The organism is Leptospira bandrabouensis (genome assembly GCF_004770905.1).
Classification (GTDB): Bacteria; Spirochaetota; Leptospiria; order Leptospirales; family Leptospiraceae; genus Leptospira_A; species Leptospira_A bandrabouensis.
Genome location: NZ_RQHT01000014.1, coordinates 447,130 through 470,850, shown reverse-complemented (window position 1 = coordinate 470,850; position 23,721 = coordinate 447,130). Strand labels below are relative to the sequence as shown.

Below are 23,721 nucleotides of genomic sequence, written 5' to 3'. Positions count from 1 at the left end.
TTTTTCGGAAAACTAATATTTTTCTTCCTTGGCATCCTTAAAATGTCCGCGTGGAGTAGTAGAATCAGCGGTATATTTGTTATATTACAGAAAAGGAATTCGAATGGATTTTAAGTTCACTCCGTATCATATTTTTGTCGTAGGTTTACTTGCTTTTTTGCAATTTACCGTAGTTCTCGATTTTATGATTCTTTCTCCCTTGGGAGTTCTGGTCATGGAAAAATTACAAATTTCTACCCAACAGTTTGGATTTGTAGTTTCTGCTTATGCATTTAGTGCCGGGATTTCTGGTATTTTGGCGGCCGGGTTTGCCGATCGATTTGATCGCAAAAAATTATTGTTATTCTTTTATGTTGGGTTTGTGCTCGCCACTTTTCTCTGCGGTATAGCTACAAATTATTTCTTTTTATTTGGTGCTCGTATCTTAACCGGACTCTTTGCAGGTGTTTTATCATCGATATCTTTTGCCATTGTTGCGGATTTGTTCCCGTTACAAGTGAGAGGAAGGGTGATGGGGTTTATTATGACTGCTTTTGCTGCAAGCCAAGTGTTTGGACTTCCCATCGGTATATATATTTCTAATTTATGGGGATGGCAATCTCCGTTTTTGATGATCGCTAGTATCAGTGGAGCTGTTGGATTTGTGATTTTCTTCTTTTTGAAACCAGTGATTACCCATCTTGATAACAAAACAGATATACATGCATTCCATCACTTAGCAAAAACCATTTCTCATCCGAAGTATTTACCTGCTTTTGTTGCGACCACCTTACTTGCTACAGGTGGATTTATGTTGATGCCTTTTGGCTCTGCTTTTTCTGTCCACAACCTAGGTGTAAAATTGGAAGATTTACCATTGGTTTATATGGTAACAGGTGTCGTTTCTATGTTAGGTGGCCCATTGATGGGTAGACTGAGTGATGCGATTGGAAAATACAATATGTTTGTGATTGCCTCCATCCTTGCGGCAGGAATCATCATTTATTACACAAAAATGGAAATCACCCCATTGCCGATTGTGATTTTTGTAAATTCAATTCTTTTTGTTTTTGTAGCAGCACGGATGATTTCTGCCAATGCTTTAACCTCTGCCGTTCCCGACTTACACGATAGAGGTGCCTTTATGGCCATCAGTTCTTCGATCCAACAAATTTCTGGTGGAATTGCGGCTTCTGTTGCGGGACTGATTGTCATCCAGACTACCAGTGGTTATATGGAAAGGTATGAAATTTTAGGTTATGTAGTTGCTTGTGCCATCCTACTTACCGTAATACTCATGTACAGTGTGAATCAAATTGTTTTGAAAAAACACACAAAATGAGAACACAATAGTTTTGTATTAAAAAGGAAATTTTAGATTTGGTTTGCAAGGCGGGAAACTATCTCCCGCCTTTTTAATCTACTCAATTGGGAATTGGTTATTTTTTAGATAGTTCGTTTGCAAGATCGACTAACAAACGTACTCCATAACCAGTTGGTCCGTGGAATTGGGTTCCTGATTTTTTCTTCCTCCAAGCGGCACCGGCAATATCGATGTGAGCCCAATTGATGGACTCATCCACAAACTTAGAAAGAAAAATTCCAGCAGAAATGGTTCCTGCCCCTTTTCCTCCACCAGTGATGTTTTTTAAATCTGCAATGTCTGATTTTAAATCTTCTCCATATTCTTCCCAAAGCGGAAGTTCCCAAACACGGTCATCTGAAGTTTCAGAAGCAGTGAAGAGGGCTTCTCGGAGTGGACCCGAATTGGTAAGGATGGCGGCCGCTTCATGGCCCAGAGCAATGATCACAGCGCCTGTGAGTGTTGCTAAATCCACCATATAGTCTGGTTTGTAATTTTTGGAAACATAGGACAATACATCACCGAGCACAAGTCTTCCTTCTGCATCCGTGTTTTGTACTTCCACCGTAGTACCATTGTATGCGGTATACACATCGCCTGGTTTGATGGCTTTTCCATCTGGCATGTTTTCTGCCACACCAATGGCTGCGACTATATGAATGGGAATTTCTAGTGCGGCAATGGCACCAATCGCGTGTATGGTGGCTGCTGCCCCACACATATCATATTTCATTTCATGCATTTCGCCTGGTGGTTTGAGTGAAATTCCACCGGTATCAAAGGTTAATCCCTTTCCTACAATGGCGAATTTTTTTTTGGCTTTGGCCGGTTTGTATTCTAAAATTACCATCTTACCGTTGAGCTCTGATCCACGAGCCACTGCCAATATCCCACCAAGACCTTCTTTTTTCAATTGTGGTTCATCCCAAACTTTAACAGAGAGTTTGTATTCCTTTGCAATTTCTTTGGAACGAGAAACAAAATCATCAGGTGTAAAATAGTTTGCAGGAAGATGAGCAATATGACGAGCACCATTCACGTGTTTGGCGACTATTTTACTTTTAGATAATCCCGATTCCGCAAGACTAGTCACAGATTTGTCTTCGAACTTTAAGTAAACTGCTCCCACTTTCTTTTTTTCTTTTTTCGTTGTTTGTAAAACAGAAACAGGATAACTTCCGATAAAAAGTGTATTGGCAATTTGATATGCGATACGATCGGCAGAAAACTTTTTAGAAAGGGATTTAGAGATGATAATCTCAAGACCCATTCCGTCATAGTTTAGAATTTTTTCTCCATACTTAAAAAAATGGGAAATAAACTTTCTAAAGTTGAGTTTTTCCTTTTCACCTAATCCAAGATAGATGGTTTGTTCTGCTTCATCACGAAATTCTTTTCCGAGTTCTCCAGAAAAAACTTTGGTTTCGATTTGCACTGGGAATTTTTTTCCCAGTTCTTCTTTGACATCCTCTTGGAAGATGGGGATGAGTTTGTAAAATGTTCCAGATTTAGGGGAACCGATTTGGATTTGGAGTGGAGAGGTTTCTATTTTCATTTCCCTTGGATTTCCTGAATGTCTTTGATGATTTCTTCAACGTGTCCTTTGACCTTCACGCTGTCATAGATTTTTTTGATTTTGAGAGAGTTATCTAAAAGAAAGGTAGATCTAACAATTCCCATACCTTTACGGCCCATAAAAACTTTTTCTCTCCAAACACCATAAGCTTCACAAATTTCGCCTGATTCATCAGAGATGAGATCAAAATTGAGGTTTTGTTTTTCAATGAACTTGGTATGGGACTTGGGATTGTCTTTGGAGATTCCCACCACATTGTATCCGAATTTTTTCAGACGTGCAAAATTGTCACGGAAGTCACAAGCTTCAGTTGTACATCCCGGAGTCATATCCCGCGGATAAAAATAAACTACGACTCCATTTTTTCCTGTTAGGTCAGCGAGTTTTACTTTTTCGCCGTTTTGGTTGACACTTGTAAAATTGGGGGCTTTTTTCCCTACTTCCAACATAATTTTCTCTCCTGGTATTTGCATACTTTTAGACATTTTTCAGTTGTCAATTTCGGAATTTGGTTCGATACTCTTTGTATGGACTCCAAGGAAAGAGCAGCGCTAATTCGTGAAGCCAATACCGCTTTTAACGCAGGCGATATTCGTAAGGCACGTGAACTCTTTCTCAAAACTGATTACAAAGATGGTCTCATTCGTTTAGGTGATCATTTTATGTACGACCGGAAACTTCCTATGTTGGCCTTTGGTTATTATAAAAAAGCAGGTAGGCAGGACAAAGTGGACGAAATTTTCCAACGTATGATTTATGGCCTCTCTGTTTGGCTCGGTCGTGATAAATGGAAACTCCCCACATCTGCCAATCAGGCGGAATCCACTGAAACCAAAACTTCTACACCACTGAATCCAGATGATTTTGTAGTACATCCCATTCTAAAGGCAAAGGCTTTAGAGATACTTTCTTCAAATCGATAATCCATTCGGATCGTCTAAGGAATAAACATGATAGACAGTTTTACCTTACAAGCTCTAGTTATTTCTACACTTATTTTATTTTCAATTTTATCGAGTAAACTATTCTTCCGATTTGGGTTTCCCATTTTACTTATTTTTTTAACCTTCGGTATGTTAGCTGGTGCAGATGGCCCAGGAAGAATCGATTTTAGTGATTATGGATTAGCTCAATCGATTGGTATATTTGCTCTTATTTATATTTTATTTTTGGGTGGTCTCGAAAGTGAATGGGATAGTTTAAAAAACTTCTTATCTGTCGGGATTCGGTTGTCGATTGTGGGAACCATTTTGACTGCACTGATTTTAGGAGTGCTGATCCACTATTTATTCCCAGTTCTTGGGTTTATGGAATCGTTTTTACTCGGTTCCATTGTGAGCGCCACAGATGCGGCCTCCGTATTTAATATTTTTAAAACTGGGTCATCCGATTTACCAATCCATTTAAAGAAGATCATTGAATTTGAATCTGGTTCTAACGATGCAGTGGGTGTATTATTAACAACCATCTTTATGAACCTCATCACGGCAGATTCTAGTTTTAGTGGGTTCCAATTCTTTCGGTTTTTTGTGATGCAAGTTCTTGTTGGAACCATGATGGGATATAGTTTGGGGATCCTCATTCTGTATTTAATGAACTCCGTCAAACTGGGGTATGATGGTCTTTATTTAGTTTTTATTACTGCTTCTGTTCCTTTTATTTATGCAGTCACCACTGTGTTTCAAGGGAATGGATTTTTGGCAGTCTACATTGCAGGGATCATTGTTGGCCGAAACAAATTCATACATAAAAAATCCATCTTTCGTTTTTTAAACGGATATGTTTGGATTTTGCAAATTGGTATGTTCCTTTGTTTTGGACTTCTTGTCTATCCTTCACGGATGGCCAATATTTGGGTTCCCGGACTTCTCATTGGGGTATTACTCATACTTTTTGCAAGACCAGTAGCGGTGTTTATTTCACTTCTACGTGTGAAGTTACCAGTCAAAGAAAAGTTATTTATTTCTTGGGTGGGCTTACGCGGTGCTTCCCCTATCATCCTGGCTACGTTTCCCATTGCCCAAGGATTGGTCTGGGGAGATTTACTTTTTCATATCGTATTTTTTGTGGTTCTTGTATCCCTTCTCGTGCAAGGTTCTCTTATCCCTCGGGTGGCACAGTGGTTAGGAATTTTGAAAAAGGATCCTGATCGTAAAATTTATCATCCAACTGACTTTGATAACATTGAGTTTCCAGGGATGACATTACAAGAGTTGATTGTTCCATATAACTCAAGTGTGGTGGACAAAGCTTTGTTTGAAATCAAACTCCCAGAGCAGTCTCATATCCTACTCATTGCCCGTGGAGAACAATTTTTGATTCCCTCTGGAAATACACAGGTAAGAGGTGGGGATGTGATTTGGGTGTTAGCAAAAGACGAAGTGATGCCAATCATTGGTAAAACGTTTATGGCTGTTGCATAAATGACAGCTTAGTAGTTTAAGTGATTACTTTTTAGCTTCGGCCATTTTTTTATCCAATCGAAATCCGTAATAAACAGGAAGGGCAATGAGAGTAATCATCAGTCCCCAAGTAGCAGTTACGGGTTTTTCGATGAATAGAATCATCATCACCGCAATATTGGCAAAAATATAAAGAAAAATGGGCAAAGGATAAAAAGGAATTTTATAATCCGATTTCATTCCCATCTTTTCAAACCGAAAGGGTGTGGCTGCCGTAAGACATGACAAAATCAAAATTGAACAAGTGATCATGTAAAGTAGGGCTTCGATTTCTTTGACAAACAAAAAGAGAATGGCTACGAAACCTTGGAAAAAAATAGAAACATAAGGACTATGCCATTTGGGATGAATCTTGGAAAAAGAAGGAAGGAACACTCCATCTCTTGCCATCGCAAAATACACTCGACTTCCCCCAATCAGAATAGCCGACATGGAACCCAAAATCACCCAAGCAATAAAACTAGTAGTAAGGATAGAGTAATTTACACCAAATAACTTTTGAAAGGCGATGGCACCAATCCCATCTTGGCCAGCTAACTCATCAATGGGAGCCGAAATCACAAAAAGTAAATTGATCGCAAAATAGAGTCCGGCCACAAGAAAACACGCAGTGATGGCAGAACGTACAATGGTTTTCTCCGGGTTTTTTACCTCTTCCGCAATATAGGTAATCATATTCCATCCCAGGTAAGAGAATGATACGGGAACAATCCCAATCAAAACCTTGGAGTAAAAAGAAAGTTCCATTAGATTGGGAAAGGGAGAGTTGAATAAATAAGACCAATTGGTGTTTCCCATCGAAAACCCAAGTGCCAAAAAGAGAAGGAGTCCGGTAATCTTTAGAACAGCAAAAACATTTTGAACACGCACTGCCGACTTAATTCCAAAGTAGTTGAGAATACTAAAAAAAAGAATGGGTAAAACACCAATAAAGGTGATGGAGCTAACTTGTAAATCCAAACCTAACAAAGTGTATGTGGGAGATTCCCAAACCGGAAGTTCTGGAAATAAAATCTGAACATACTTTCCAAAGGCGAGTGCGAGTACCGAAACACAAGCAGAGAAATTAGTCAGTAGGGAAGACCAACCACTCATAAAAGCAATGGCTGGTGAATAAGCAACTTTTAGATAAACATAATCTCCTCCAGCAAATGGGAGGAGGCGGGCTGCATAAGCATAGGTGATGGAACCAGAGAGAGCTAAAATTCCGCCGACAATCCAACAAAATAGGACAATCCAAAGATTTCCGGTTTCTTTGATCAAATACCCAGAGGTGAAAAAAATTCCCGACCCCACCATAGAGGAGAAGAGAACGGAGATGGAATCAAAAGTATTGAGGCTACGTTTTAATTCCAATTAATTGCCGAGAAGTCGTTTCACCATGGTTTCAGAAATTGGTTTCATAGAAGAAGCAGACAAAGTTCCGATTTTACCTTTGAACTCTTCTGGGTTTAACATCATTCCAAGAGAAAAGATATTTTCGCTCTCAACTTCCTTCTTCTTTAGTTCCGCAAGAAGGCTTGAGATATTCCCTTTGCTATTTTCTAAAATTTCTGGTTTGGTTACTTTTCCTTCACCTAACTCTGGGAATAGTGGTTCTCCTTCAAAAAGAAGTTCTTTGAGTTTGTCTTCTTCTTGTGAGTTATCTTCCAAAAGACCAATCCGAGATTGTTCCTTGGAAAGTTGTTTTTGCAATTCCGTGAGCCTTGATTGGATATTGTGGTACTGAACAGGAAGGCTGACAACAAAGTCGGATTTTTCTTCTGACTTTTGTACAGGAACTCCTGATTTTCCAGAGACATCTTTACTGTCCTTTTTGTCCTGGATTAGTTTTTCGGCTGAATTGAGGAGACGATTGAGACGAACATCCATGTCCTACCTTCCTTGGTAAAGGCCTTATGTCTCGGCGGTGCCTGGACATAAATCCTGTGACTACCTGTCTAATTTTCGGTTAGCCCGTACAAGGAAAATAAACTTTTTCTAAAAAAAAGTAAAGAATTATTAAAGTTGACTCGAGTTTTTGCAAGGTTTTGCTTGTGGGAGTTTATGGAAAGAAACCAATTTCTTCTCTTTCTCTCCTTTTTGTTCTCCACCATTGCCACAATTCTCGGAATTGCCATCTTGGTATCTGGATCAAGCCTTGCCCGTTTCTCTAGTGGGACCGGCGGTGGTCTTTTCCAAGCCAGTGAAATTGGAGCTGTCGTCATACCGATCGTAGGTGAGATTCACTCAGGGGTTTCCACATTTGATTCCACGGGTGCTGAGACCGTGTTACGCCAATTACGTGATTTGGAAGAAGATGCAAATATCAAAGGAATCCTAGTCGAAATCAATTCCCCTGGTGGAACAGTTGCTGCTTCCCAAGAAATTTTCAATGAACTCCTGCATCTGCGTAAAACTAAAAAGATTGTGGTGAGTATGAAAGATGTGGCAGCCTCCGGTGGGTATTACATCGCCGCAGCTTCCGATTATATTTTTGCACAAAACGGAACCATTACAGGCTCCATTGGAGTCATCTCCTTTGCACCTAATGTGAAAGGACTTTTGGATCGTTATGGGGTAGGAGTTCGCACCTACAAAGCAGGGAAATACAAAGATATGTATTCTCCATTTCGTGACTCAACAAACGAAGAAGATGATATGATTGGAAAACAGTTGCAAGACACCTATCGTAAGTTTGTGGAAGATGTTGCCAAAGGAAGAAACAAAACGGTTAAATCCATTGAAGAGTTAGCAGAAGGAAAAATCTATTCCGGAGAAGATGCATTCCGTAACAAACTTGTGGATGATATTGGTGGGCGAAGAGAAGCTCATAAAAAACTTTCTGAACTTTGCCAATATGATGGCCTCATTCCACTTTTTGAACAAGAGGTCTCACCCTTTGATCGATTTTTGCAATCCATTGGTGTGCGCTTTTTGGGAGACAATTCTCATATATCCAAAATTAGGTCTCTCCTCCAATCTCAAGTTTTGGTCATCTTACCAACAGCACTTGGAAAATTAATGTTATGAGAGATTTTTTCTTTGATTTAGTGGATGTATTGGAATTGGTATTTTTGGATCCTCTTCGTTATTCTGAGGAGGTCCAAGAAATCCCATTTGCGGCAAGTCCTGTGTCCAGTTGGATGTTTTCCATACTATCCGCCTTATCTTTGTCAGTGGGAATGAGTATCCTTTCTGCTCCATACACCATTTCTACTTTGTCGTTTTTGTTTTTTGGTTTTATCGCCAATTTGTTTTTGTTTCGATTTTTTCCTTTTTTTTATACTTTGGTGGCAGATTATTATGTGCAAAAAAAAGGAAGGACACCGAAACTTTTGTTTTTGATTCTATTTGCGAGACATTCAGTCGTATTGTTTCTGTTATTTGCGCCTGTTTGTCTTGTGTTTCATTCTGTAGGAATTTCTGGAATTGGAACGGGATTTTTTCTACTCCTCAGTTTTATTTTACTCTACAGTTTGGTTCTTTCTCGTGGGCTCAAATCCATTTATGAGTTAAGAAATCGTGATTCCCTAAAGTTTTCTTTTTATGCACTTGGGCTTACCATTTTATTTCCTTTCCTTATGAATTTATATACGGCAACCAGTATTCTCCAATCGATTTCGGGTGGTTTTTAAATTGAATTTACTCATTACTAATGACGATGGAATTTCATCCGCTGGAATTAAAGCCTTAGAACGTGTTCTTGGTAAATCCTATAACACTTATCTCATCGCACCATTGAAAGAACGTTCTGTGACATCCATGGCACTCACCATCTTCCAAGGGATGCGAGTCGAAAGAATCAATGACAACCATTTTATTGCCGACGGTTTTCCAGCTGATTGTGTGAACATTGGATTGTATGCTGAGATTTTTCCGAAAATTGACTTTGTCATCTCAGGAATCAACCGTGGTGTGAATATGGGATATGATGTCCATTATTCGGGAACTGTTGGCGCAGCCAAACATGGAGCCCTCCATGGGATTCCCTCTCTTGCCGTGAGTTCAGGTAGGATCGATCCTGACGATGGTTATGAGAAAGAAGCCGAACTAGTTTTATCTTTTTTGGAGAAATACAAATCGCAGATTCAGTCCGGCGAAGTATGGAATTTAAATTTCCCTCCCGAAATTTCTGGTTCAGGCACATTAAACGAAGTTGTGTTTACTCGTCTTGGTCGTCGTCGTTACTCCGAAAAGTATGAAAAAAAACAAATCATAGAAGGTGTCAGCGAATTTCAGTTAAACGGAAGTTTGCTTGGACATGATGAAGAAACAGGAACTGACTTTGAAGCCTATTACCAAGGAAAACTTCCTGTCACACCGATTCAATTGGATCTAACGGAAAAGATTCGATTAAAGGAACTACAATCTAAGTAAACCAATGGCTGAAGAAACAGACTACCTCGGTTACATGAATAAAGGCAATTATGCTATGGCACTAAACCTTTTGGACCAGGCCTTACTCCAAAATCCAGAAGACCCAATCCTTTTGTATAATTTTGCATTATGTTGTTTTCAGACTAAAAACTTTAAAAAATCAATTCAGGTTTTGGACCGGATCCTCAGCGAATACCCTGGATTCATTGAACTGGACAATGTGTACCGCCTAAAAGTATTTGCCCTTGTGGAATTAAAGGATTGGGAAACAGCCGAATCCATTATCAAAGAAAGATTGCAAGTCGCAGTGGATGATGCCAAACTCCTTTCTTTTTTAGCCCATGTTTATGAATACACACATCGTTTGGAAGAAGCCATCGATATCCATAGAAGGATTTTAAGGCATACTCCCGATTACAAAAACAGTTTAAATTCCCTTGGTTACCTCCTTGCTTTGAAAAAAAAGCTAAATACGGAAGAACGTTCGGAAGCCATCCGGTCTTTAAAAAAAGCTCTGGAACTCGATCCCAACAACCCAGCCTATTTGGATTCCTTTGGTTATTTTTTGCAAACCATTGGAAAACCAGAGGAAGCTTGGAAAGCCTATCGCAAAGCCCTACAAAAGAACCCAAACCATCCCATCCTCTTAGAAAGATTGAAGAACCTAAAGAAATAAATCTCCGTTTTGTTGACACAGTCCTCAAGCCAAAAACACTGGTGTTTCAAGGACTTTCTCGGGATGTAGCGCAGTGGTAGCGCATCTGTTTTGGGTACAGAGGGTCGCAGGTTCAAATCCTGTCATCCCGAATCAGTTGGTTCTATCTGACCCGGTAGCTCAGCTGGATAGAGCAACTGCCTTCTAAGCAGTTGGTCGGGGGTTCGAATCCCTCTCGGGTCGATGATTGTTCTAGAAACGGTGGATGTAGTTCAGCGGTAGAGCCCCGGTTTGTGGTACCGGTCGTCGCGGGTTCGAATCCCGTCATCCACCCATTGTAATTCCCCCTTCAACGATAAAATTTTTCCTCAAAAGTCCACGGCCGCCTCGCGTTCGCCTGGCCCTCCGTGGCCATAGCTCACGCACGCATACATCCGTGTATGCTGTTCGGCGCCCGTGGACTTTTGAGGAAAAAGCTTCGATTTCATTGGGAAATTGCGTACAAGTATAGATTTTACTTAAGACTAAAGTTTATTGGGATTCGAACGATTTTGCGATAGAGTTCGAGTAGGTAATTTGGTTAGACACCTTGCCTAATTGGCGTTAAGCGAGAACGACCGAGCACATGGATGTGCGAGGGCTCGCAAAAGACGGCCTGGAACGAGTTCGACCTGGATGGGAGAACCGTGGAAGGCGAATCCCGTCATCCACCCAATTTGTAATTTCCCCTTTAGCGAATATACTTTCTTAAAAAATGGCATGGGCGCCTCGCGTTCGCCTGGCCCTCCATGGCCAGAGCTCCCGCTCGCATACATCCGTGTATGCTGTTCGGCTCCCATGCCATTTTTTAAGAAAGGCTTCGAATTCATTAGGGAAATTTGGTATAAGTAGAGAGAGTTACTTAAGAAACAAGTTTTGGTTTGCTAAATAGTTTTACTTGGATAGAGCGGACGATGGGGCCGACGACGATTAGCTGCGCAAGAAGTGCTACTGGATAATTTTTAATGACTGAACTGATGTAATGTTTGAGAAAATGATTTTCTGTTCCTATATTGATCAGGGTTGTGATGAGGGTCATGAGTAAACACATTGATGTAACCATAAGTAAAACCATGATTAATATATGTTTAAACTTGGGATCACTTGGAGAGACAAAAATTTTATGTAATTTCTTTACATTATGACTTACCACTAATTGTTCTACCGCAAAGGCAATTAAAAAAATGGGAATAAACTGTTTTAAAATCATTAGTAAGGTATTGGAATGAAATCCAAAAATTAAAATCATGTTATATGATAACATAACCGTTACCATACCAATTGGCATCATTGTAGAAAAAACTAATTCTTCTTTAAGAATTCGATTCAAGAAATCTTCTTTTCATTTTTTAGGAAAATGAAATCAGGAGCACTTTTATTTTTATGGTTCATTCTGGCAATAGATTTCATCGGAAAAGATACTAAGTATCCTTGTGTAAACATTTGCCATAAAAGAAACATAAGTGAATTTTTTTTAAAGATGAATTGGTGAAAATACATCGGATTACACCGTAACTCATCGAACGAATATTCTTACAACCTATCTTGGTCCGAACTCCAATCATATTCCATCCGTTTTGCGGTTCGAGTGGCTACCTCTAATCCAAATAGTTTTTGAAGAAGATAAAAACTCAAATGGATACCGGAGGAGATTCCTCCCGATGTAAGGATTTTTCCATTATCTGTATATCTTAATTTCTCTTTCACGTTTAACAGAGGGTAATTGTTTTTGAGAGTATTTATATCCATCCAATGAGTGGTCACATCTAATCCCTTTAAAAGTCCTAATTCTGCTAATAAAAAAGCTCCTGTACAAATGGAAGCTAAATGTTTAACTGCTAAGTATTTTGTTTTGATCCAACTAAGGGTTGTTTGATTTTTAATCTCTATCTCTTCGGCACCGTATCCTCCAGGGACTATCAAAATGTCCATTGGCGGGCAATTTTTGTATTCAAAGTTAGGCAAAACTATAAGTCCGTTTCTTGCTTTAACGGGAGAAAGGTTTTCTGAGACTAAAAATACATTACATAATTTTTTCTGATCGTTGTTTTCTGCGATAGAAAATACTTCAAAGGGACCGGCAAAGTCCAATACTTCCACTTCAGGGAATATGAGAATTCCTATATGTAACATATATACATCCCTCTTTTTTTACTTTACATGATTAAAAATTAATTTCTAATATGGCTCGTTTGTAATGAAACAAAATAAGTGATTCAGTGGAAGGTAAAACAATATGTCATTCCAAGATGCGATAAAGGTATGTTTTCAAAAATATGCTGATTTTAGTGGCACAGCAAAAAGGCCAGAGTTCTGGTGGTGGGTTGTCTTTTGTATCATCATTAGTGCGATACTTAACATGGTTCTTCCTATCATTGGTGCCGTTTTTTCTTTAGCCGTTTTGTTGCCAAGTTTGAGTGTAGGTTCTCGTCGTCTTCATGATGTGGGAATGAGTGGGTGGTGGCAATTGATTGGTCTAACAGGAATTGGAGTGCTTGTTTTAATTTATTTCTGGGCACAAAAGGGAAAAGGCTAATTTTTTTTTAAGTTTAGTTTCCGCTCGCGTTAGGGGGACGTAGGGCTTGGTCACCTGCCATCGTTAGATGGTTGGTGACGGGAGCGTTAGCGCACCCCGAAGTGACCCGGCCCTTTTTGATAAGGATTGGAGGTTACATAACCATTGGGAACGCACTACTTTTTCTTTTTAAAAATACTTTGGTCCACTTCTAAAGCATTTTTTATAAAATTATTAAGTTCATATTCGTTGATTTCAGTGACTGAATGAAATGTGAGACAATAAACTTGTTTGCGGTTTTCTTTTTCAAGTTTTTGATTTGGATCGTATAACAGATAACCGTTACAAAATCCAAACTGGACTCCCGATTTTGGTCCAGGTTTGATCGAAGCTGGCCAAATAAAACAAACACGACTATTTTGAAAGTAGTAGAGGACAGAATAAGAAATCCTTTCTTCGAGAGTTTCAAATGGTTTCAAAATTTCTTTAAGTCGCATAACAATTGAAATTTCAGTTTCTGTTAAAGAAGAATAAAATTGTTCGAATTTGTCTCTCATTGTTTTGTGTTGGTTTCGTCCATTCTATTTGGAAAAGAATGAATAGAAGAGTGTGGGCGATTTGGTTTTCGTCAACTAAATGTTAAAGTAAGAGTAAATGGTTTGTGGATAAAAAATAATTTGGATGGGTCACCGAAAAAATGATGATTAGTCTTTTTGTTTGTTTTCTGGCAAAAGGATCGTTTTTTCTTTTTGGTTTGGAATTCGGTCCAAAGGACTGACGATATTTTCTAACCGGCTTCTTGCCACTTTTGTATAAATTTGTGTGGTTCGGACACTTGCGTGTCCGAGTAAAGTTTGGATCATTCGTAGATCTGTTCCCAATTCTAAAAGATGTGTGGCAAATGCATGCCGCAAACTATGAAAACTAACCTTCTTTTGGATTTTTGCTTTTTGCGCCGCATTTGTGAAAATACTTTCCGCAGTACGAATATTAAGTGGTCTATTTTTCATTCCTGGAAATAACCAAGGGTTGGCTCGCATTTCGTTATAACTTTGTCGTAATAATAAATTGTATTCCCTGACTTTTAAATATTCTTTAAGTTCTTCCACAAGGGAACTCGCAAGTATGGTATACCTATCTTTTTTACCTTTCCCTTGGGTGACACGAACCATATTTCGTTTAAAATCTATATCCGTTATTTTTAAATGAATCACTTCACTTACACGTAATCCGGAAGAGTAACTGATGAGTAGTAACAATTTATGTTTTTGATTTGGCAAAGCGTTAAAAATGGCTCTTGTTTCTTCCGCTGACAAAACTTCTGGTAGTTTAGATTCTACTTTCATTTTAGGAAATTTTAGATCAGTGAACTGCTTTCTTACTTCACGAAAATAGAAGATAAACGCCTGTCTTGCTGAACGAACACTTGAAGCTTTTGCGCCGCGCTCTATTACAAAATGGTCTAAATAATTTTCAATATCCATCATTTTTATGTTAGATGGAAGTTTTTCTGTAAACATCAGTAATCGAAACAAATGAGAAAAGTAAGTTTTTGTTGTGCAGAAAGTGAAATTTCTATCCCTTGTTGCTTTTAGAAAATCATCTAAAAGTCCGCATTTTTTGGGAATTTCTTTTGGAGAGATTCGAATGTCATAAGGTTCAAATTCATTTAATACTTGTTTTATGGTTTTTGGATCATTGGGATAAGACCATGACTTGGTAGGGTAATGGTAAAGTGCGTTGGGAATCGATTTTGCCATAGAGAAATAAGTAGTCGAATATCCAAATCGTAAATGGAACCGATTGTCATCGAGGGAATAACGAAGTTTTATCATTTTGTACCTAACCTTATATTGTTATTTTAGTTAGGTGGGATCTTATTGTTTTGGTTCTTGAATTTGTATGTTTTCGCAGTATTATTTGATATTCGTGTATTTCTTTGTGGGGTTGGGGGCAAGAAAGAATGTGCGAATATAGTATCCCCGCCCTGAGTTTGGGAGGGGTTCTAGACCCGCCACCCAATGTTTCCCCTTTATCACGGCCTTTCCCATTCCGATAGCGAAAACCAATTTCATCACTTTTTTTTCTTGGAAAGTTCGCATTCTCACATAAGTTAGAGAATATCAAGGAGACTTATGAACCTATTCACTGTCGGACTCGGCGTATTTTTTATTCTTTATGGAACCACCACCTATATCCTCCGCATTTACAAACCGAGTTTTTTTTGGAAATTAGAACCGATGAAACAAAAATGGGGCGAAAAACGTGGATACTTCATCCATGTGTTTAGTTATTCCATCCTACCCATCATTTTAGGAATTGTTTATACCATTCTTGGATTCAGAGGTTAATATTTATTTGGTGGAATTTTTTGGATTCGTAATTTCTTAATTGTTTTAGTTAATGTTAGGTGGGCGCCTCCAATTTTTTCTCTAAATAGTAATTCAAAACGAAAAAGGACCGGGCCCTCCGCTCCAATCTTTCTCTTACGAGAAAGGATTTCCGCTAGGGTCCCTGGCGCTTAACCTTTGTTTGTCTTTTATAGTTTGTGAGAAAGGATGGTATCTTGTCTGGAAGGGGTTCTATCTTCTGGATAGTCCGTACTAAAATGAAGACCGCGACTTTCTTTTCGTAAAAGTGCAGAGCGAACTATGAGTTCAGCGACTTTTACTAAATTTCGAAGTTCTAGTAAACCCAGAGAGACAGTGGTCCTATTGTAATAGTCTTTTACTTCTTCCGAGATCAGTTTTATCCTGCGAAGGGCTCTTTCGAGTCGCATATCTGAACGCACAATCCCAACGTAATTACTCATAATGGTTTTGATTTCGATCAAATCATGGGAGATAAGAACCCATTCTTCTGTATTGGTAGTTCCTTCTTTGTTCCAATCAGGGATAAGATCTGTTTCAGCGGAATAACTTAGTTTTCCTTGGGACTGGATATCTCCAGCAATTCTATGGGAGAAAACAAGGCATTCGAGTAAACTATTGGATGCCAATCGGTTTCCACCGTGGACTCCTGTGCAAGTGGTTTCCCCACAAGCATATAAGTCAGCAATATTAGTTCGTCCGAGAAGATCGGTTGCCACACCACCACACATATAATGTGCTGCTGGCACCACAGGAATAGGATCGGTTGTGATATCGATTCCTAGTTTTTTACAACGTTCATAAATCGATGGAAAGTGATTGATGATGTCGTTGGCAGGTCTGTGAGTGATATCGAGAAGGACATGAGGTTCTCCTCTTTTTTTCATCGTATCATCGATGGCACGAGCCACAATATCACGAGGTGCAAGTTCCCCTAACGTATGATAGTCTTTCATGAAAGGTCTACCACCTATCTCTCGTAAGATGCCACCATGGCCTCGCACTGCTTCTGAAATTAAAAAACTATTTCCTTGTTCGTGAAAAAGAGAAGTGGGATGGAACTGATAAAATTCCATATTTTTGACGATGGCCCCTGCACGGTAGGCACTGGCCACACCATCACCAGTGGCAATGTTCGGATTGGTTGTGTGTAAATACACCTGACCGGCACCACCCGTGGCTAAAATTGTTTTTTTAGCGAGAACTGGAAATACCTCACCTGTTTCTGTATCGACTATATAAGCACCATAACACCTTAAAGGAAGATTTCCTTTATCCTTTAAATGGTGTTTGGTGATGAGATCCACACAGGCATGGTTTTCCAAAATTTGGATATTTTTATTGGCATGAACATGGTCAAGTAACGACTGTTCTACGGCACTTCCGGTTCTATCGAGTGAATGGATGATCCTATTTTTGCTATGACCACCTTCGCGGGCAAGGTCCAATTCCCCCGTTTGGTTTCTGGTAAAAGGAACACCAAGGTCTAGAAGTTCCCTGACCCTTGTGGGTCCTTCTTCCACTAACACTCGCACAGCATCTAAATCACAAAGTCCCGCTCCTGATTCTAAGGTATCTTGGATGTGTTCCTCGAACTTATCCTTATCATCGAAAACAGAGGCAATTCCCCCTTGTGCATAATTGGTATTGGATTCGTAGTCTGCTTTTTTAGTGACAACGACTACGGATCCAAGCGGAGCCAACTTCAATGCGGTAAAGAGGCCACTCACTCCGCTTCCGATGATTAAAAAATCTGTTTTAATTCGAGTCACATGGTTTCCAATTTATATTAATCTAATATCCTTATCTTTTGGACTTCTGTATTATTTTGAATTTAACATTCCTTCAATGTAATCCAAACTTCTGATTAACATGTAGTCTGGTTTGATGGCATCGTTTGCATGTGATTTTAAGAAAGCATCTGCTTTCCCATTTTTCTTTGCATATTCTTTGATGGCATTGACATTGAATTTGGATTTTACGACTCCTTCGTGTGGGATAAGAGGGAGATGGTTCCACATATCCTCTTCACGATAACGGAAAGGGAAACTGCCGTCTGGTTCTTCTGAAACTTCAATGTCAGGAGATACTCCCACAACTTGGATGGTTTTTCCAGATGGAGAATAGTATCTTGCATTTGTAATTTTCAGTAAGTAATCCGGATTGTTTTCTAAGTTATTTAAACTTTGAACAGTGGCTTTACCAAAAGTTCTTTCCCCAAGTAAAATCCCACGGCCGTGGTGTTGGATCGCACTTGCTACAATTTCCGAAGCTGAAGCGGATTTGGAATTGATTAAAACAACTAGCGGAAGTTTGGTGATATCCTTGTTTTTAGCATATTTTTCTTCATCGCTACGAAATGGAGTTCTTGTGAATACAATCATTCCTTTTTCGATAAACATATCAGCAATATCAATCGCAAGATCTAAATACCCACCAGAGTTACCACGTAAGTCAAGGATAAGTGCTTTTAAAGGTTTTCCACTTTCTTTGGCTTCTTGTTCCATCTCTACCACTGCATTGGCAATTTGTGTATCAATCGGAGCTTCGCCAGGACCTGGTTTTACAAATCCTGTGAGTTTGATATAACCAACTTGTGGATTTTCTTTTACGATATGATGGGTTACGTTTTTAATCGTAATTTTATCACGAATCACTTCGATATCGGTTTTTCCGGTATTTCCTTTTCTAGTGATAGTCAGAACCACTTTTGTTGCTTTTGGTCCTTTGATTTTTTTTACCACTTTATCGAGTGTTAGGTTCTTGATAACTTTACCGTCTACGGCAACGATTGTGTCTCCACTTCGGATTCCTGCTTTCACAGCAGGGCTTCCTTCTAGTGGGTTTTCCACCACAACTTCTCGGCTTCCACCGCCAGATAAAATCGCTCCAATTCCTTCAAAGGAACCATCGCTGATTTTTGCCATTGATTCTTCCCACATCTCTTTCAAAAAAACATTAGAATGTGGATCTAAAGAATTTAGGTAACCGTTGGCAGCAGCAAGAAACACTTGTTCCATGCTAAATTCTTTTTTATCTTCCTCTTCTTCCGGAAGTTCCCCATCAAGTTCTACAAGTCCCTTGAGGACAGGGGTTTTGTAGGTTTCTAAATTGTCTTGGATGTAAGTAATGACTCGGTCAAATTCTTTGCGTGAGAAATTAATTTCTTCCCATTTGGCTGCGATGACAGATTTTTTTAATTTTTCTTTTTCGATGAGTTTTTTGACTTCTGCATCGGAAAGTTTTCTATTTTCGTTTTTCTTTAGTTTCTCTTTTTGAATTTTTTCTACAAGAGTGTAGTCCGGATCAAATAACACGAATTTGTCGGATGGTGAAATTTTAAAAGTTTTTCCAGGCCAAAGATCTTCTTTGTCGTCATATTTTTCCCTTTCATTGAAATAACTTTCTGGGTAAATATAAAGTGGATGGGGCATACTGAGAACAGCAAAAGAAGCCGCATCGGTGAATGCCCTGTTTTTATTGATATTTTTATCAATGTAGAACTTATCTACAGATTTGACCACGGTTTCGAAGTCTTGGTAGGTAAAATTGGTTACACGGTTAGGAGCTTTTTTGGCTTCCGGTTCGCAGGAAATAAAGCCTACAGGAAGGGCAAAACTAAGTAGGGTGAAAAAGGAAAGTAGGTAAACAATTCGTTTCAAGGGATCGCTCGTAAAGTGGATAGATTATCCTAAGAATTTCCGATTTTCCAGTCCATGCAACTCAAAAAAATTCGGGACAAATCTAGGACACAACTATATCATAGACGGTGCCATGCGTCCATTCGTTGTCCTGATTTTCACTCTTTCCCTTGGGTTTTGTACTTCAGAGCCTCAGAAAAACCCTACCCGGGACCCGTACAGTTTGGAAACTCTCATTTTTTTGGAAGAGGTGCTTTTGGATGTTTGGGAGTCCGCCGAAACGAGGGAAGAGGCAATGTCTCGACTAAGATATGTTTGCCGAACTCGGGATACAGATGATGGATATTTGTGTTATACTTGGGGACTCCTGGAATATCATCGGGGCAATTATTCGGAAAGTTATACGGCATTCCGAAAGGCTCTAGAAAAAAATCCCAATGACAGCCTTTATAAAAATATGTTAAGGATTTCTGCCGAAAAATCGGGAAACTTAGCCGACCTCAAAGCCCATTCTAAAGATGGCGAGGTGTTAGCGGTATTTACAGAAACACAAAAACATTGTAAGGAAAACAAAACACCAGAAGTAACATCCTTTTTATTTTTATCACAACGTGGGATCCTTACCAAAGAATCTTTACGACGGGGAGTTCTTGCGGATTGTTTCCAACGTTTGAGTGAAAATGACAAATCCAATATTCAAAAAGAAATTCGTCTTTCCGCATTATCTTATAAAGAACGTCTTTATGCTGATCAAATGAAATCAGATCCTTTTTCCAAGATTTGGGACACAGCAGGTTATCACCGAGGGGAATCGGGAAAAGAAGCGATTGGTGCCAGTGCGGGAGTGGTTTCCGTGAGTTCCTCCCTTGGTACAGAAGCGGGTGTACCCATGCAAGGGACAACATGGAAACCAGGGACTGCCATCACTGACGCTTGGAAAAAAGTGAAACAGGCATCTGCCTCTGGAAATGAATCACAAGCGAGAGACGCCCTTCGTAGTTTTATTTCCGAAATCCAAATTACAAAAAGAAAAGGAAAACTCGAAGGACAATTGGCACTTGCACTGGAAAGAGCAGCCAAATTACTATTAGAACAAGACCCTCAGTATTCTAAGTTACGTTTCCTTGCGAAAGAACTTTAAGATATTCTTTGATTGTTTTCTCCATTCCGTCCACTAGGCTTTGGCTCACTAACCTATGGCCGATGGATACTTCTTTCAAATAGGGAAGTTTTGCAAATAGTTTAAGATTATTTGTATCCAAATCATGTCCTGCATTTACACCTAACCCTAGTTTGTTTGCTTCTGTTGCCGCTATTTCATATTCTTTAAAACTCGATAAACCTTCCTCTTTGGAACTTTCATAAGCCGAAGCAAAAGGTCCTGTATAGAGTTCGATTCGATCCGCTTCTAATTCCTTCACTAGCGAATACTGTTCAAAATCGGTTTCCATAAACAAAGAAACACGAATTCCTGCTTCGTGGAAACGTCCTATCATCGATTTTAAAGTTTGGAACACTGTTTTGTCATTTAAGTCGAATCCGTGATCAGAGGTGATTTCTCCAGGTTTTACCGGTACTAAGGTGGCCTGGTCCGGTTTGGCTGCAAGGACTAGGTCTAAAAAACGTGCACTTGGTTCGCCTTCGATATTAAATTCTTTTTTGGGAATTCCCTTTTTTAACAATTTTTCGTTGTAAGTTACTAGAAACTCTCTTATTTCGAATACATCCTGTTTGGTGATATGCCTTTCATCCTCTCTGGGATGGATGGTTAAGCCGTAGGCACCTGCATTCAGGATAATTTCTGAAATTTGAATGACGTTAGGAATGGATCCACCACGAGAATTACGCAGAGTGGCGATCTTGTTGACATTGACACTTAATTGGGTCATAGGAAAAAAAAAACTTTTCATTAATTTTCATCCAGGAGAAAACCGTCCAATTTCAAAAAGGTTGTCCCCGAGAGGGGATTTCCAAAACTGTCAAAAGTACGTTTATGGTCGCAAAAAAAGCAGTCAAGAAGCAGGCCCCGCCCAAGAAAAAAGCGGTAGCCAAAGAAAAACCAACCAAGGACGCAAAGTCCGCTTCCCCGAAGGAAGATAAAAAAAAGCCCGTGGCCGGTGCTAAAGTTCCCGCTACGAAGGCCAAGGCTTTGCCAGCTCCAAAAGCAACACCCGCTGTAAAAATCGATCCCAATAACCCTTTGGGAAAAAAGTTCAGCTGTTACTCTTGCGGAACAAAGTTTTATGATTTGAACAAACCTGAAAAAAAATGCCCCAAATGTGGTGCAGACCAATTGGCCAAACCTGCCATCAAATCTCGGATGGCTGCCATTCGCAGTTCCGAATACGAAGTGGAAGAAGAGGAAGAGCCAGTTTTGGAAGATGATGAACTTTTAGAAGAAACGGAAGAATTGGAAGAGACCGAAGAAGAGGAGGTCGTAGCCGAGGAAGAGGTTTGATCCTTCCTGTCCTTGGTGGACCAACAGGTTCTGGAAAAACCGCACTTTCCCAAACCCTTGACCCTAAACGTTTCGAAATTGTTTCTTTTGACTCACGCCAAGTCTACCGGGACTTACCGGTAGGCACAACGGCCCCTACTCACGAAGAGTCCACTTACATCCGCCATTGGCTTGTTGGATTTTTAAATGCCAACGAGTCAGTCAATGCCAGCCAATTTTCTATTTGGGCCGGGGAGGCTATCCAAGATATTACCGCGCGAGGAAAAATTCCATTCCTGATTGGTGGAACCGGATTCTACCTCAGAGCATTTCTATTGGGAATGTACCCCGTACCAAATGTACCCAAGGAAACTAAAGATTATGTTTTAGAACTTTCTTTAGAGGAAGCAAGGACACAACTTTTTTCCAAAGATCCCAAAGCCCTAACTTCCTTGTCCCCACAAGATGGATATAGAATCAAAAGGGCATTGGAAGTTGTGCTTACTGGAGTTTTATGGTCCGATGTTTCGAGAGATACTGTTGGAGGATACTTAAGAGAACATCCTGACGTACAAATCATTGGACATTGGTTGGATTGGCCCCGTGATATCCTTTACCAAAGGATTAATACAAGGGTAAAACAGATCGCCACAGGAATGTTAGCGGAGACGAAAGAAGTAATTTCTAGATACGGGGCGGATTGTCCGGGTCTACGAACCTTAGGTTACAATTTTGCGCTTGCTTTCTTAAATGGAACCATAGACATTAATACATTCATTGAGCAGTTGGCACAAAGTCATAGAAATTATGCGAAACGACAGATCACTTGGTTCAAAAAAGATCCATTACTTTCGCCCATTTCTTTCGAAGCAGCTGTCCAATTGTTTACAAATATAGATAAAATATAGAGAAAACACTCGGGATTTCCAATGTCGGCAAAAAATAATATCCAAGACCAACTTCTAAATACAGCAAGAAAGGAGAAAATTGATCTCACCATCTACTTGTTAAACGGAGTTCCGCTGAAAGGAAAGGTTGTCAGTTTTGACAACTTCACAATCATCCTAGAAAACGATAATAAACAGAATTTGGTGTATAAACACGCCATTTCTACCATCATTCCTGCAAAACCAATCAAACTCCATAGTGAAGAAACACCGAAAGAAGCGGGAGGAGCCTAACTCTTTTCTGGTTTTCCTCTTTCTGCTTTCTTAGATTCTGGTTCCAAACCCTATGGCAAAATTACCTAAAGAATCCCCGGTTGTCCTCATTATGGCTGGCGGAAAGGGAGAGAGGTTTTGGCCTCGCTCCCGCACCAATTCCCCGAAACAACTCCAGAAAGTTTATTCCAATAAAACCTTACTTCGCGAGACCATCGACCGCGCTCTTACCATTACTACACTTGATCGAATTTATATTGGAACCAACGCGAACCTAAAAGCGGAGATTCTTAAAAAAGATCCCAAGTTTCCCTCCACCAATTTCATTTTGGAACCAGAGGGCAAAAACACAGCACCCATCATTGCACTTTCGGCACTTTACTTTCAGAAAAAATTTGGAAACCCAAACTTAATTGTTTTATCAGCCGATGCCTTTATCGATCCCATCAAAGAATTTACAAAGACTATCGAACAAGCATTATACGAGACAGCCAATGGAATGGTACTTTTGGGTGTGAAACCAAACCGTCCGGAAGTGGGTTACGGATACATTAGTACAGGAAAACCAACTGATGTAGGGTATACGGTAAAAGCATTTTTTGAGAAACCTGATTTTAAAACGGCTCTAAAATATATCAAAAAAAAGAATTTTTATTGGAACCCAGGGATTTTTCTTTTCCGCACAGAAACCATTCTTTCGGAACTAGAACGCCATGCTCCTCATATTTTAAATCCCTTAAAAAATGGATTCCCTTTTAAGAGTTTTGGAGATTTAAAAACGGCCTTCCAAATGCTTCCTTCTGAGGCCATCGATACTGCCATTATGGAAAAATCCAATCGAATTCGGATGGTAGAGGCTACTTTCAATTGGGACGACGTTGGATCTTGGATGTCTTTAGAAAGGATTTTGCCTGGTGACAAGGATAAAAACCACCACCAAGGAAAAGAAGTGCTCTATCATAAGGCTTCAGGAAATATTTCTTCGGTGCAAAAAGAACTCATAACCTTCCTTGGTGTGAAGGACCTCATTGTTGTAGAAGAACCAGATGTCCTTCTTGTCACTTCTCGCGAGGGAGTGGGTGATATCAAAGCGATGTTATCCACAATGAGGAAAAATAAAGTTTTACAAAAGTACCTCGACTAGAAATTTGACAGAACAGGCTTGA

At 39.6% G+C, this 23,721-nt stretch carries 25 protein-coding genes and 3 tRNA genes; 17 read left to right on the top strand and 11 right to left on the bottom strand.

All coding sequences use genetic code 11. The annotated features are described in order from the left end of the window. Positions 1–103: 103 nt before the first annotated feature. Positions 104–1,321, top strand: a complete 1,218-nt coding sequence (locus EHR07_RS09380; protein WP_135744846.1) for an MFS transporter — start codon at positions 104–106, stop codon at positions 1,319–1,321. Between the two features lie 97 nt (positions 1,322–1,418). Here EHR07_RS09380 and EHR07_RS09375 read toward each other — a convergent pair whose 3' ends face one another. Both EHR07_RS09375 and bcp read right to left on the bottom strand, forming a co-directional pair. Next, positions 1,419–2,897: a leucyl aminopeptidase gene (locus EHR07_RS09375; RefSeq protein ID WP_135744845.1), complete on the bottom strand. Its 1,479-nt coding sequence runs from the start codon at positions 2,895–2,897 to the stop codon at positions 1,419–1,421. Beyond that, complete coding sequence (bcp, locus tag EHR07_RS09370; RefSeq protein ID WP_135746240.1) at positions 2,894–3,367, bottom strand: thioredoxin-dependent thiol peroxidase; 474 nt, start codon at positions 3,365–3,367, stop codon at positions 2,894–2,896. The genes EHR07_RS09375 and bcp overlap by 4 nt, the downstream gene beginning before the upstream one ends. 78 nt (positions 3,368–3,445) lie before the next feature. Here bcp and EHR07_RS09365 point away from each other — a divergent pair, with 78 nt between their 5' ends. Both EHR07_RS09365 and EHR07_RS09360 read left to right on the top strand, forming a co-directional pair. Continuing rightward, complete coding sequence (locus EHR07_RS09365) at positions 3,446–3,841, top strand: hypothetical protein (protein ID WP_135744844.1); 396 nt, start codon at positions 3,446–3,448, stop codon at positions 3,839–3,841. 27 nt (positions 3,842–3,868) lie between these two features. Next, positions 3,869–5,341 (top strand): potassium/proton antiporter, encoded by a 1,473-nt coding sequence (locus EHR07_RS09360; RefSeq protein ID WP_135744843.1) that lies wholly within the window; start codon positions 3,869–3,871, stop codon positions 5,339–5,341. A 24-nt stretch (positions 5,342–5,365) separates the two neighbouring features. Here the strand turns inward: EHR07_RS09360 and EHR07_RS09355 are convergent, their stop codons facing one another. Then, on the bottom strand, positions 5,366–6,736 hold the full coding sequence (locus EHR07_RS09355; protein ID WP_135744842.1) for an APC family permease: 1,371 nt from the start codon (positions 6,734–6,736) through the stop codon (positions 5,366–5,368). Continuing rightward, a complete protein-coding gene (locus EHR07_RS09350; RefSeq protein ID WP_135635419.1) occupies positions 6,737–7,252 on the bottom strand; it encodes an LIC10415 family protein in 516 nt (171 codons plus the stop codon). A gap of 174 nt (positions 7,253–7,426) precedes the next feature. Here EHR07_RS09350 and sppA point away from each other — a divergent pair, with 174 nt between their 5' ends. The 7 genes from sppA to EHR07_RS09315 all read left to right on the top strand — a co-directional run bounded on the left by sppA (position 7,427) and on the right by EHR07_RS09315 (position 10,727). Beyond that, positions 7,427–8,392 carry a signal peptide peptidase SppA gene (gene sppA, locus EHR07_RS09345; protein ID WP_135744841.1) on the top strand — a complete coding sequence of 322 codons (966 nt, stop codon included), beginning with the start codon at positions 7,427–7,429 and terminating at the stop codon, positions 8,390–8,392. Further along, complete coding sequence (locus EHR07_RS09340; RefSeq protein ID WP_135744840.1) at positions 8,389–8,997, top strand: hypothetical protein; 609 nt, start codon at positions 8,389–8,391, stop codon at positions 8,995–8,997. The genes sppA and EHR07_RS09340 overlap by 4 nt, the downstream gene beginning before the upstream one ends. Position 8,998: 1 nt before the next feature. Further along, on the top strand, positions 8,999–9,739 hold the full coding sequence (gene surE, locus EHR07_RS09335) for a 5'/3'-nucleotidase SurE (protein ID WP_135744839.1): 741 nt from the start codon (positions 8,999–9,001) through the stop codon (positions 9,737–9,739). 4 nt (positions 9,740–9,743) lie between these two features. Next, entirely contained in the window at positions 9,744–10,415 is a 672-nt protein-coding gene (locus EHR07_RS09330; RefSeq protein WP_135744838.1) for a tetratricopeptide repeat protein, read from the top strand. 59 nt (positions 10,416–10,474) lie between these two features. Then, positions 10,475–10,546, top strand: a tRNA-Pro gene (locus EHR07_RS09325). A gap of 17 nt (positions 10,547–10,563) precedes the next feature. Beyond that, a tRNA-Arg gene (locus tag EHR07_RS09320) sits at positions 10,564–10,637 on the top strand. A gap of 18 nt (positions 10,638–10,655) precedes the next feature. Further along, a tRNA-His gene (locus EHR07_RS09315) sits at positions 10,656–10,727 on the top strand. Positions 10,728–11,295: 568 nt separating this feature from the next. Here the strand turns inward: EHR07_RS09315 and EHR07_RS09310 are convergent. Both EHR07_RS09310 and EHR07_RS09305 read right to left on the bottom strand, forming a co-directional pair. Continuing rightward, positions 11,296–11,763, bottom strand: a complete 468-nt coding sequence (locus EHR07_RS09310; RefSeq protein WP_135744837.1) for a DUF2798 domain-containing protein — start codon at positions 11,761–11,763, stop codon at positions 11,296–11,298. Positions 11,764–11,966: 203 nt separating this feature from the next. Then, a complete protein-coding gene (locus EHR07_RS09305; RefSeq protein ID WP_135744836.1) occupies positions 11,967–12,566 on the bottom strand; it encodes a DJ-1/PfpI family protein in 600 nt (199 codons plus the stop codon). Between the two features lie 103 nt (positions 12,567–12,669). Between EHR07_RS09305 and EHR07_RS09300 the strand changes: the two genes are divergently transcribed. Beyond that, entirely contained in the window at positions 12,670–12,969 is a 300-nt protein-coding gene (locus tag EHR07_RS09300) for a DUF805 domain-containing protein (RefSeq protein ID WP_135744835.1), read from the top strand. A 155-nt stretch (positions 12,970–13,124) separates the two neighbouring features. On the opposite strand, the gene EHR07_RS09295 is transcribed toward EHR07_RS09300, so the two are convergent. Together EHR07_RS09295 and EHR07_RS09290 are read right to left on the bottom strand one after the other, a co-directional pair. After that, positions 13,125–13,505, bottom strand: a complete 381-nt coding sequence (locus tag EHR07_RS09295; RefSeq protein ID WP_135744834.1) for a DUF1801 domain-containing protein — start codon at positions 13,503–13,505, stop codon at positions 13,125–13,127. A gap of 147 nt (positions 13,506–13,652) precedes the next feature. Continuing rightward, positions 13,653–14,783: a tyrosine-type recombinase/integrase gene (locus EHR07_RS09290; RefSeq protein ID WP_135744833.1), complete on the bottom strand. Its 1,131-nt coding sequence runs from the start codon at positions 14,781–14,783 to the stop codon at positions 13,653–13,655. Between the two features lie 300 nt (positions 14,784–15,083). Here EHR07_RS09290 and EHR07_RS09285 point away from each other — a divergent pair, with 300 nt between their 5' ends. After that, the gene (locus EHR07_RS09285; protein WP_135744832.1) at positions 15,084–15,299 is read left to right on the top strand and encodes a hypothetical protein; all 216 of its coding nucleotides are present in this window, start codon (positions 15,084–15,086) and stop codon (positions 15,297–15,299) included. 188 nt (positions 15,300–15,487) lie between these two features. Here the strand turns inward: EHR07_RS09285 and nadB are convergent, their stop codons facing one another. Together nadB and EHR07_RS09275 are read right to left on the bottom strand one after the other, a co-directional pair. Continuing rightward, positions 15,488–17,089, bottom strand: a complete 1,602-nt coding sequence (nadB, locus tag EHR07_RS09280) for an L-aspartate oxidase (protein WP_135744831.1) — start codon at positions 17,087–17,089, stop codon at positions 15,488–15,490. Positions 17,090–17,140: 51 nt separating this feature from the next. Continuing rightward, positions 17,141–18,979: a S41 family peptidase gene (locus tag EHR07_RS09275; RefSeq protein WP_135744830.1), complete on the bottom strand. Its 1,839-nt coding sequence runs from the start codon at positions 18,977–18,979 to the stop codon at positions 17,141–17,143. A gap of 112 nt (positions 18,980–19,091) precedes the next feature. Between EHR07_RS09275 and EHR07_RS09270 the strand changes: the two genes are divergently transcribed. After that, positions 19,092–20,099 (top strand): tetratricopeptide repeat protein, encoded by a 1,008-nt coding sequence (locus tag EHR07_RS09270; RefSeq protein ID WP_135744829.1) that lies wholly within the window; start codon positions 19,092–19,094, stop codon positions 20,097–20,099. On the opposite strand, the gene EHR07_RS09265 is transcribed toward EHR07_RS09270, so the two are convergent. Beyond that, positions 20,068–20,847: a pyridoxine 5'-phosphate synthase gene (locus tag EHR07_RS09265; protein WP_208739741.1), complete on the bottom strand. Its 780-nt coding sequence runs from the start codon at positions 20,845–20,847 to the stop codon at positions 20,068–20,070. The two genes, EHR07_RS09270 and EHR07_RS09265, sit on opposite strands and share 32 nt — an antisense overlap. A gap of 104 nt (positions 20,848–20,951) precedes the next feature. On the opposite strand from EHR07_RS09265, the gene EHR07_RS09260 reads away from it, so the two are divergent. The 4 genes from EHR07_RS09260 to EHR07_RS09245 are packed head-to-tail and all read left to right on the top strand — an operon-like array spanning position 20,952 to position 23,699. Next, positions 20,952–21,416 carry an FYDLN acid domain-containing protein gene (locus EHR07_RS09260; protein ID WP_135744827.1) on the top strand — a complete coding sequence of 155 codons (465 nt, stop codon included), beginning with the start codon at positions 20,952–20,954 and terminating at the stop codon, positions 21,414–21,416. Further along, entirely contained in the window at positions 21,413–22,303 is an 891-nt protein-coding gene (miaA, locus tag EHR07_RS09255) for a tRNA (adenosine(37)-N6)-dimethylallyltransferase MiaA (protein WP_135744826.1), read from the top strand. Before EHR07_RS09260 ends, miaA begins: the two co-directional genes overlap by 4 nt. 21 nt (positions 22,304–22,324) lie before the next feature. Continuing rightward, positions 22,325–22,576 carry an RNA chaperone Hfq gene (gene hfq / locus EHR07_RS09250; RefSeq protein ID WP_135571899.1) on the top strand — a complete coding sequence of 84 codons (252 nt, stop codon included), beginning with the start codon at positions 22,325–22,327 and terminating at the stop codon, positions 22,574–22,576. A gap of 52 nt (positions 22,577–22,628) precedes the next feature. After that, a complete protein-coding gene (locus EHR07_RS09245; protein WP_135744825.1) occupies positions 22,629–23,699 on the top strand; it encodes a mannose-1-phosphate guanylyltransferase in 1,071 nt (356 codons plus the stop codon). Positions 23,700–23,721: the final 22 nt, after the last annotated feature.

Coding starts and splice junctions, on each gene's coding strand:
- EHR07_RS09380 (WP_135744846.1), top strand. CDS start 104: ATGGATTTTAAGTTCACTCCGTATCATATTTTTGTCGTAGGTTTACTT.
- EHR07_RS09375 (WP_135744845.1), bottom strand. CDS start 2,897: ATGAAAATAGAAACCTCTCCACTCCAAATCCAAATCGGTTCCCCTAAA.
- bcp (WP_135746240.1), bottom strand. CDS start 3,367: ATGTTGGAAGTAGGGAAAAAAGCCCCCAATTTTACAAGTGTCAACCAA.
- EHR07_RS09365 (WP_135744844.1), top strand. CDS start 3,446: ATGGACTCCAAGGAAAGAGCAGCGCTAATTCGTGAAGCCAATACCGCT.
- EHR07_RS09360 (WP_135744843.1), top strand. CDS start 3,869: ATGATAGACAGTTTTACCTTACAAGCTCTAGTTATTTCTACACTTATT.
- EHR07_RS09350 (WP_135635419.1), bottom strand. CDS start 7,252: ATGGATGTTCGTCTCAATCGTCTCCTCAATTCAGCCGAAAAACTAATC.
- sppA (WP_135744841.1), top strand. CDS start 7,427: ATGGAAAGAAACCAATTTCTTCTCTTTCTCTCCTTTTTGTTCTCCACC.
- EHR07_RS09340 (WP_135744840.1), top strand. CDS start 8,389: ATGAGAGATTTTTTCTTTGATTTAGTGGATGTATTGGAATTGGTATTT.
- EHR07_RS09330 (WP_135744838.1), top strand. CDS start 9,744: ATGGCTGAAGAAACAGACTACCTCGGTTACATGAATAAAGGCAATTAT.
- EHR07_RS09305 (WP_135744836.1), bottom strand. CDS start 12,566: ATGTTACATATAGGAATTCTCATATTCCCTGAAGTGGAAGTATTGGAC.
- EHR07_RS09300 (WP_135744835.1), top strand. CDS start 12,670: ATGTCATTCCAAGATGCGATAAAGGTATGTTTTCAAAAATATGCTGAT.
- EHR07_RS09295 (WP_135744834.1), bottom strand. CDS start 13,505: ATGAGAGACAAATTCGAACAATTTTATTCTTCTTTAACAGAAACTGAA.
- EHR07_RS09290 (WP_135744833.1), bottom strand. CDS start 14,783: ATGATAAAACTTCGTTATTCCCTCGATGACAATCGGTTCCATTTACGA.
- EHR07_RS09285 (WP_135744832.1), top strand. CDS start 15,084: ATGAACCTATTCACTGTCGGACTCGGCGTATTTTTTATTCTTTATGGA.
- EHR07_RS09270 (WP_135744829.1), top strand. CDS start 19,092: ATGCGTCCATTCGTTGTCCTGATTTTCACTCTTTCCCTTGGGTTTTGT.
- EHR07_RS09265 (WP_208739741.1), bottom strand. CDS start 20,847: ATGACCCAATTAAGTGTCAATGTCAACAAGATCGCCACTCTGCGTAAT.
- EHR07_RS09260 (WP_135744827.1), top strand. CDS start 20,952: ATGGTCGCAAAAAAAGCAGTCAAGAAGCAGGCCCCGCCCAAGAAAAAA.
- hfq (WP_135571899.1), top strand. CDS start 22,325: ATGTCGGCAAAAAATAATATCCAAGACCAACTTCTAAATACAGCAAGA.
- EHR07_RS09245 (WP_135744825.1), top strand. CDS start 22,629: ATGGCAAAATTACCTAAAGAATCCCCGGTTGTCCTCATTATGGCTGGC.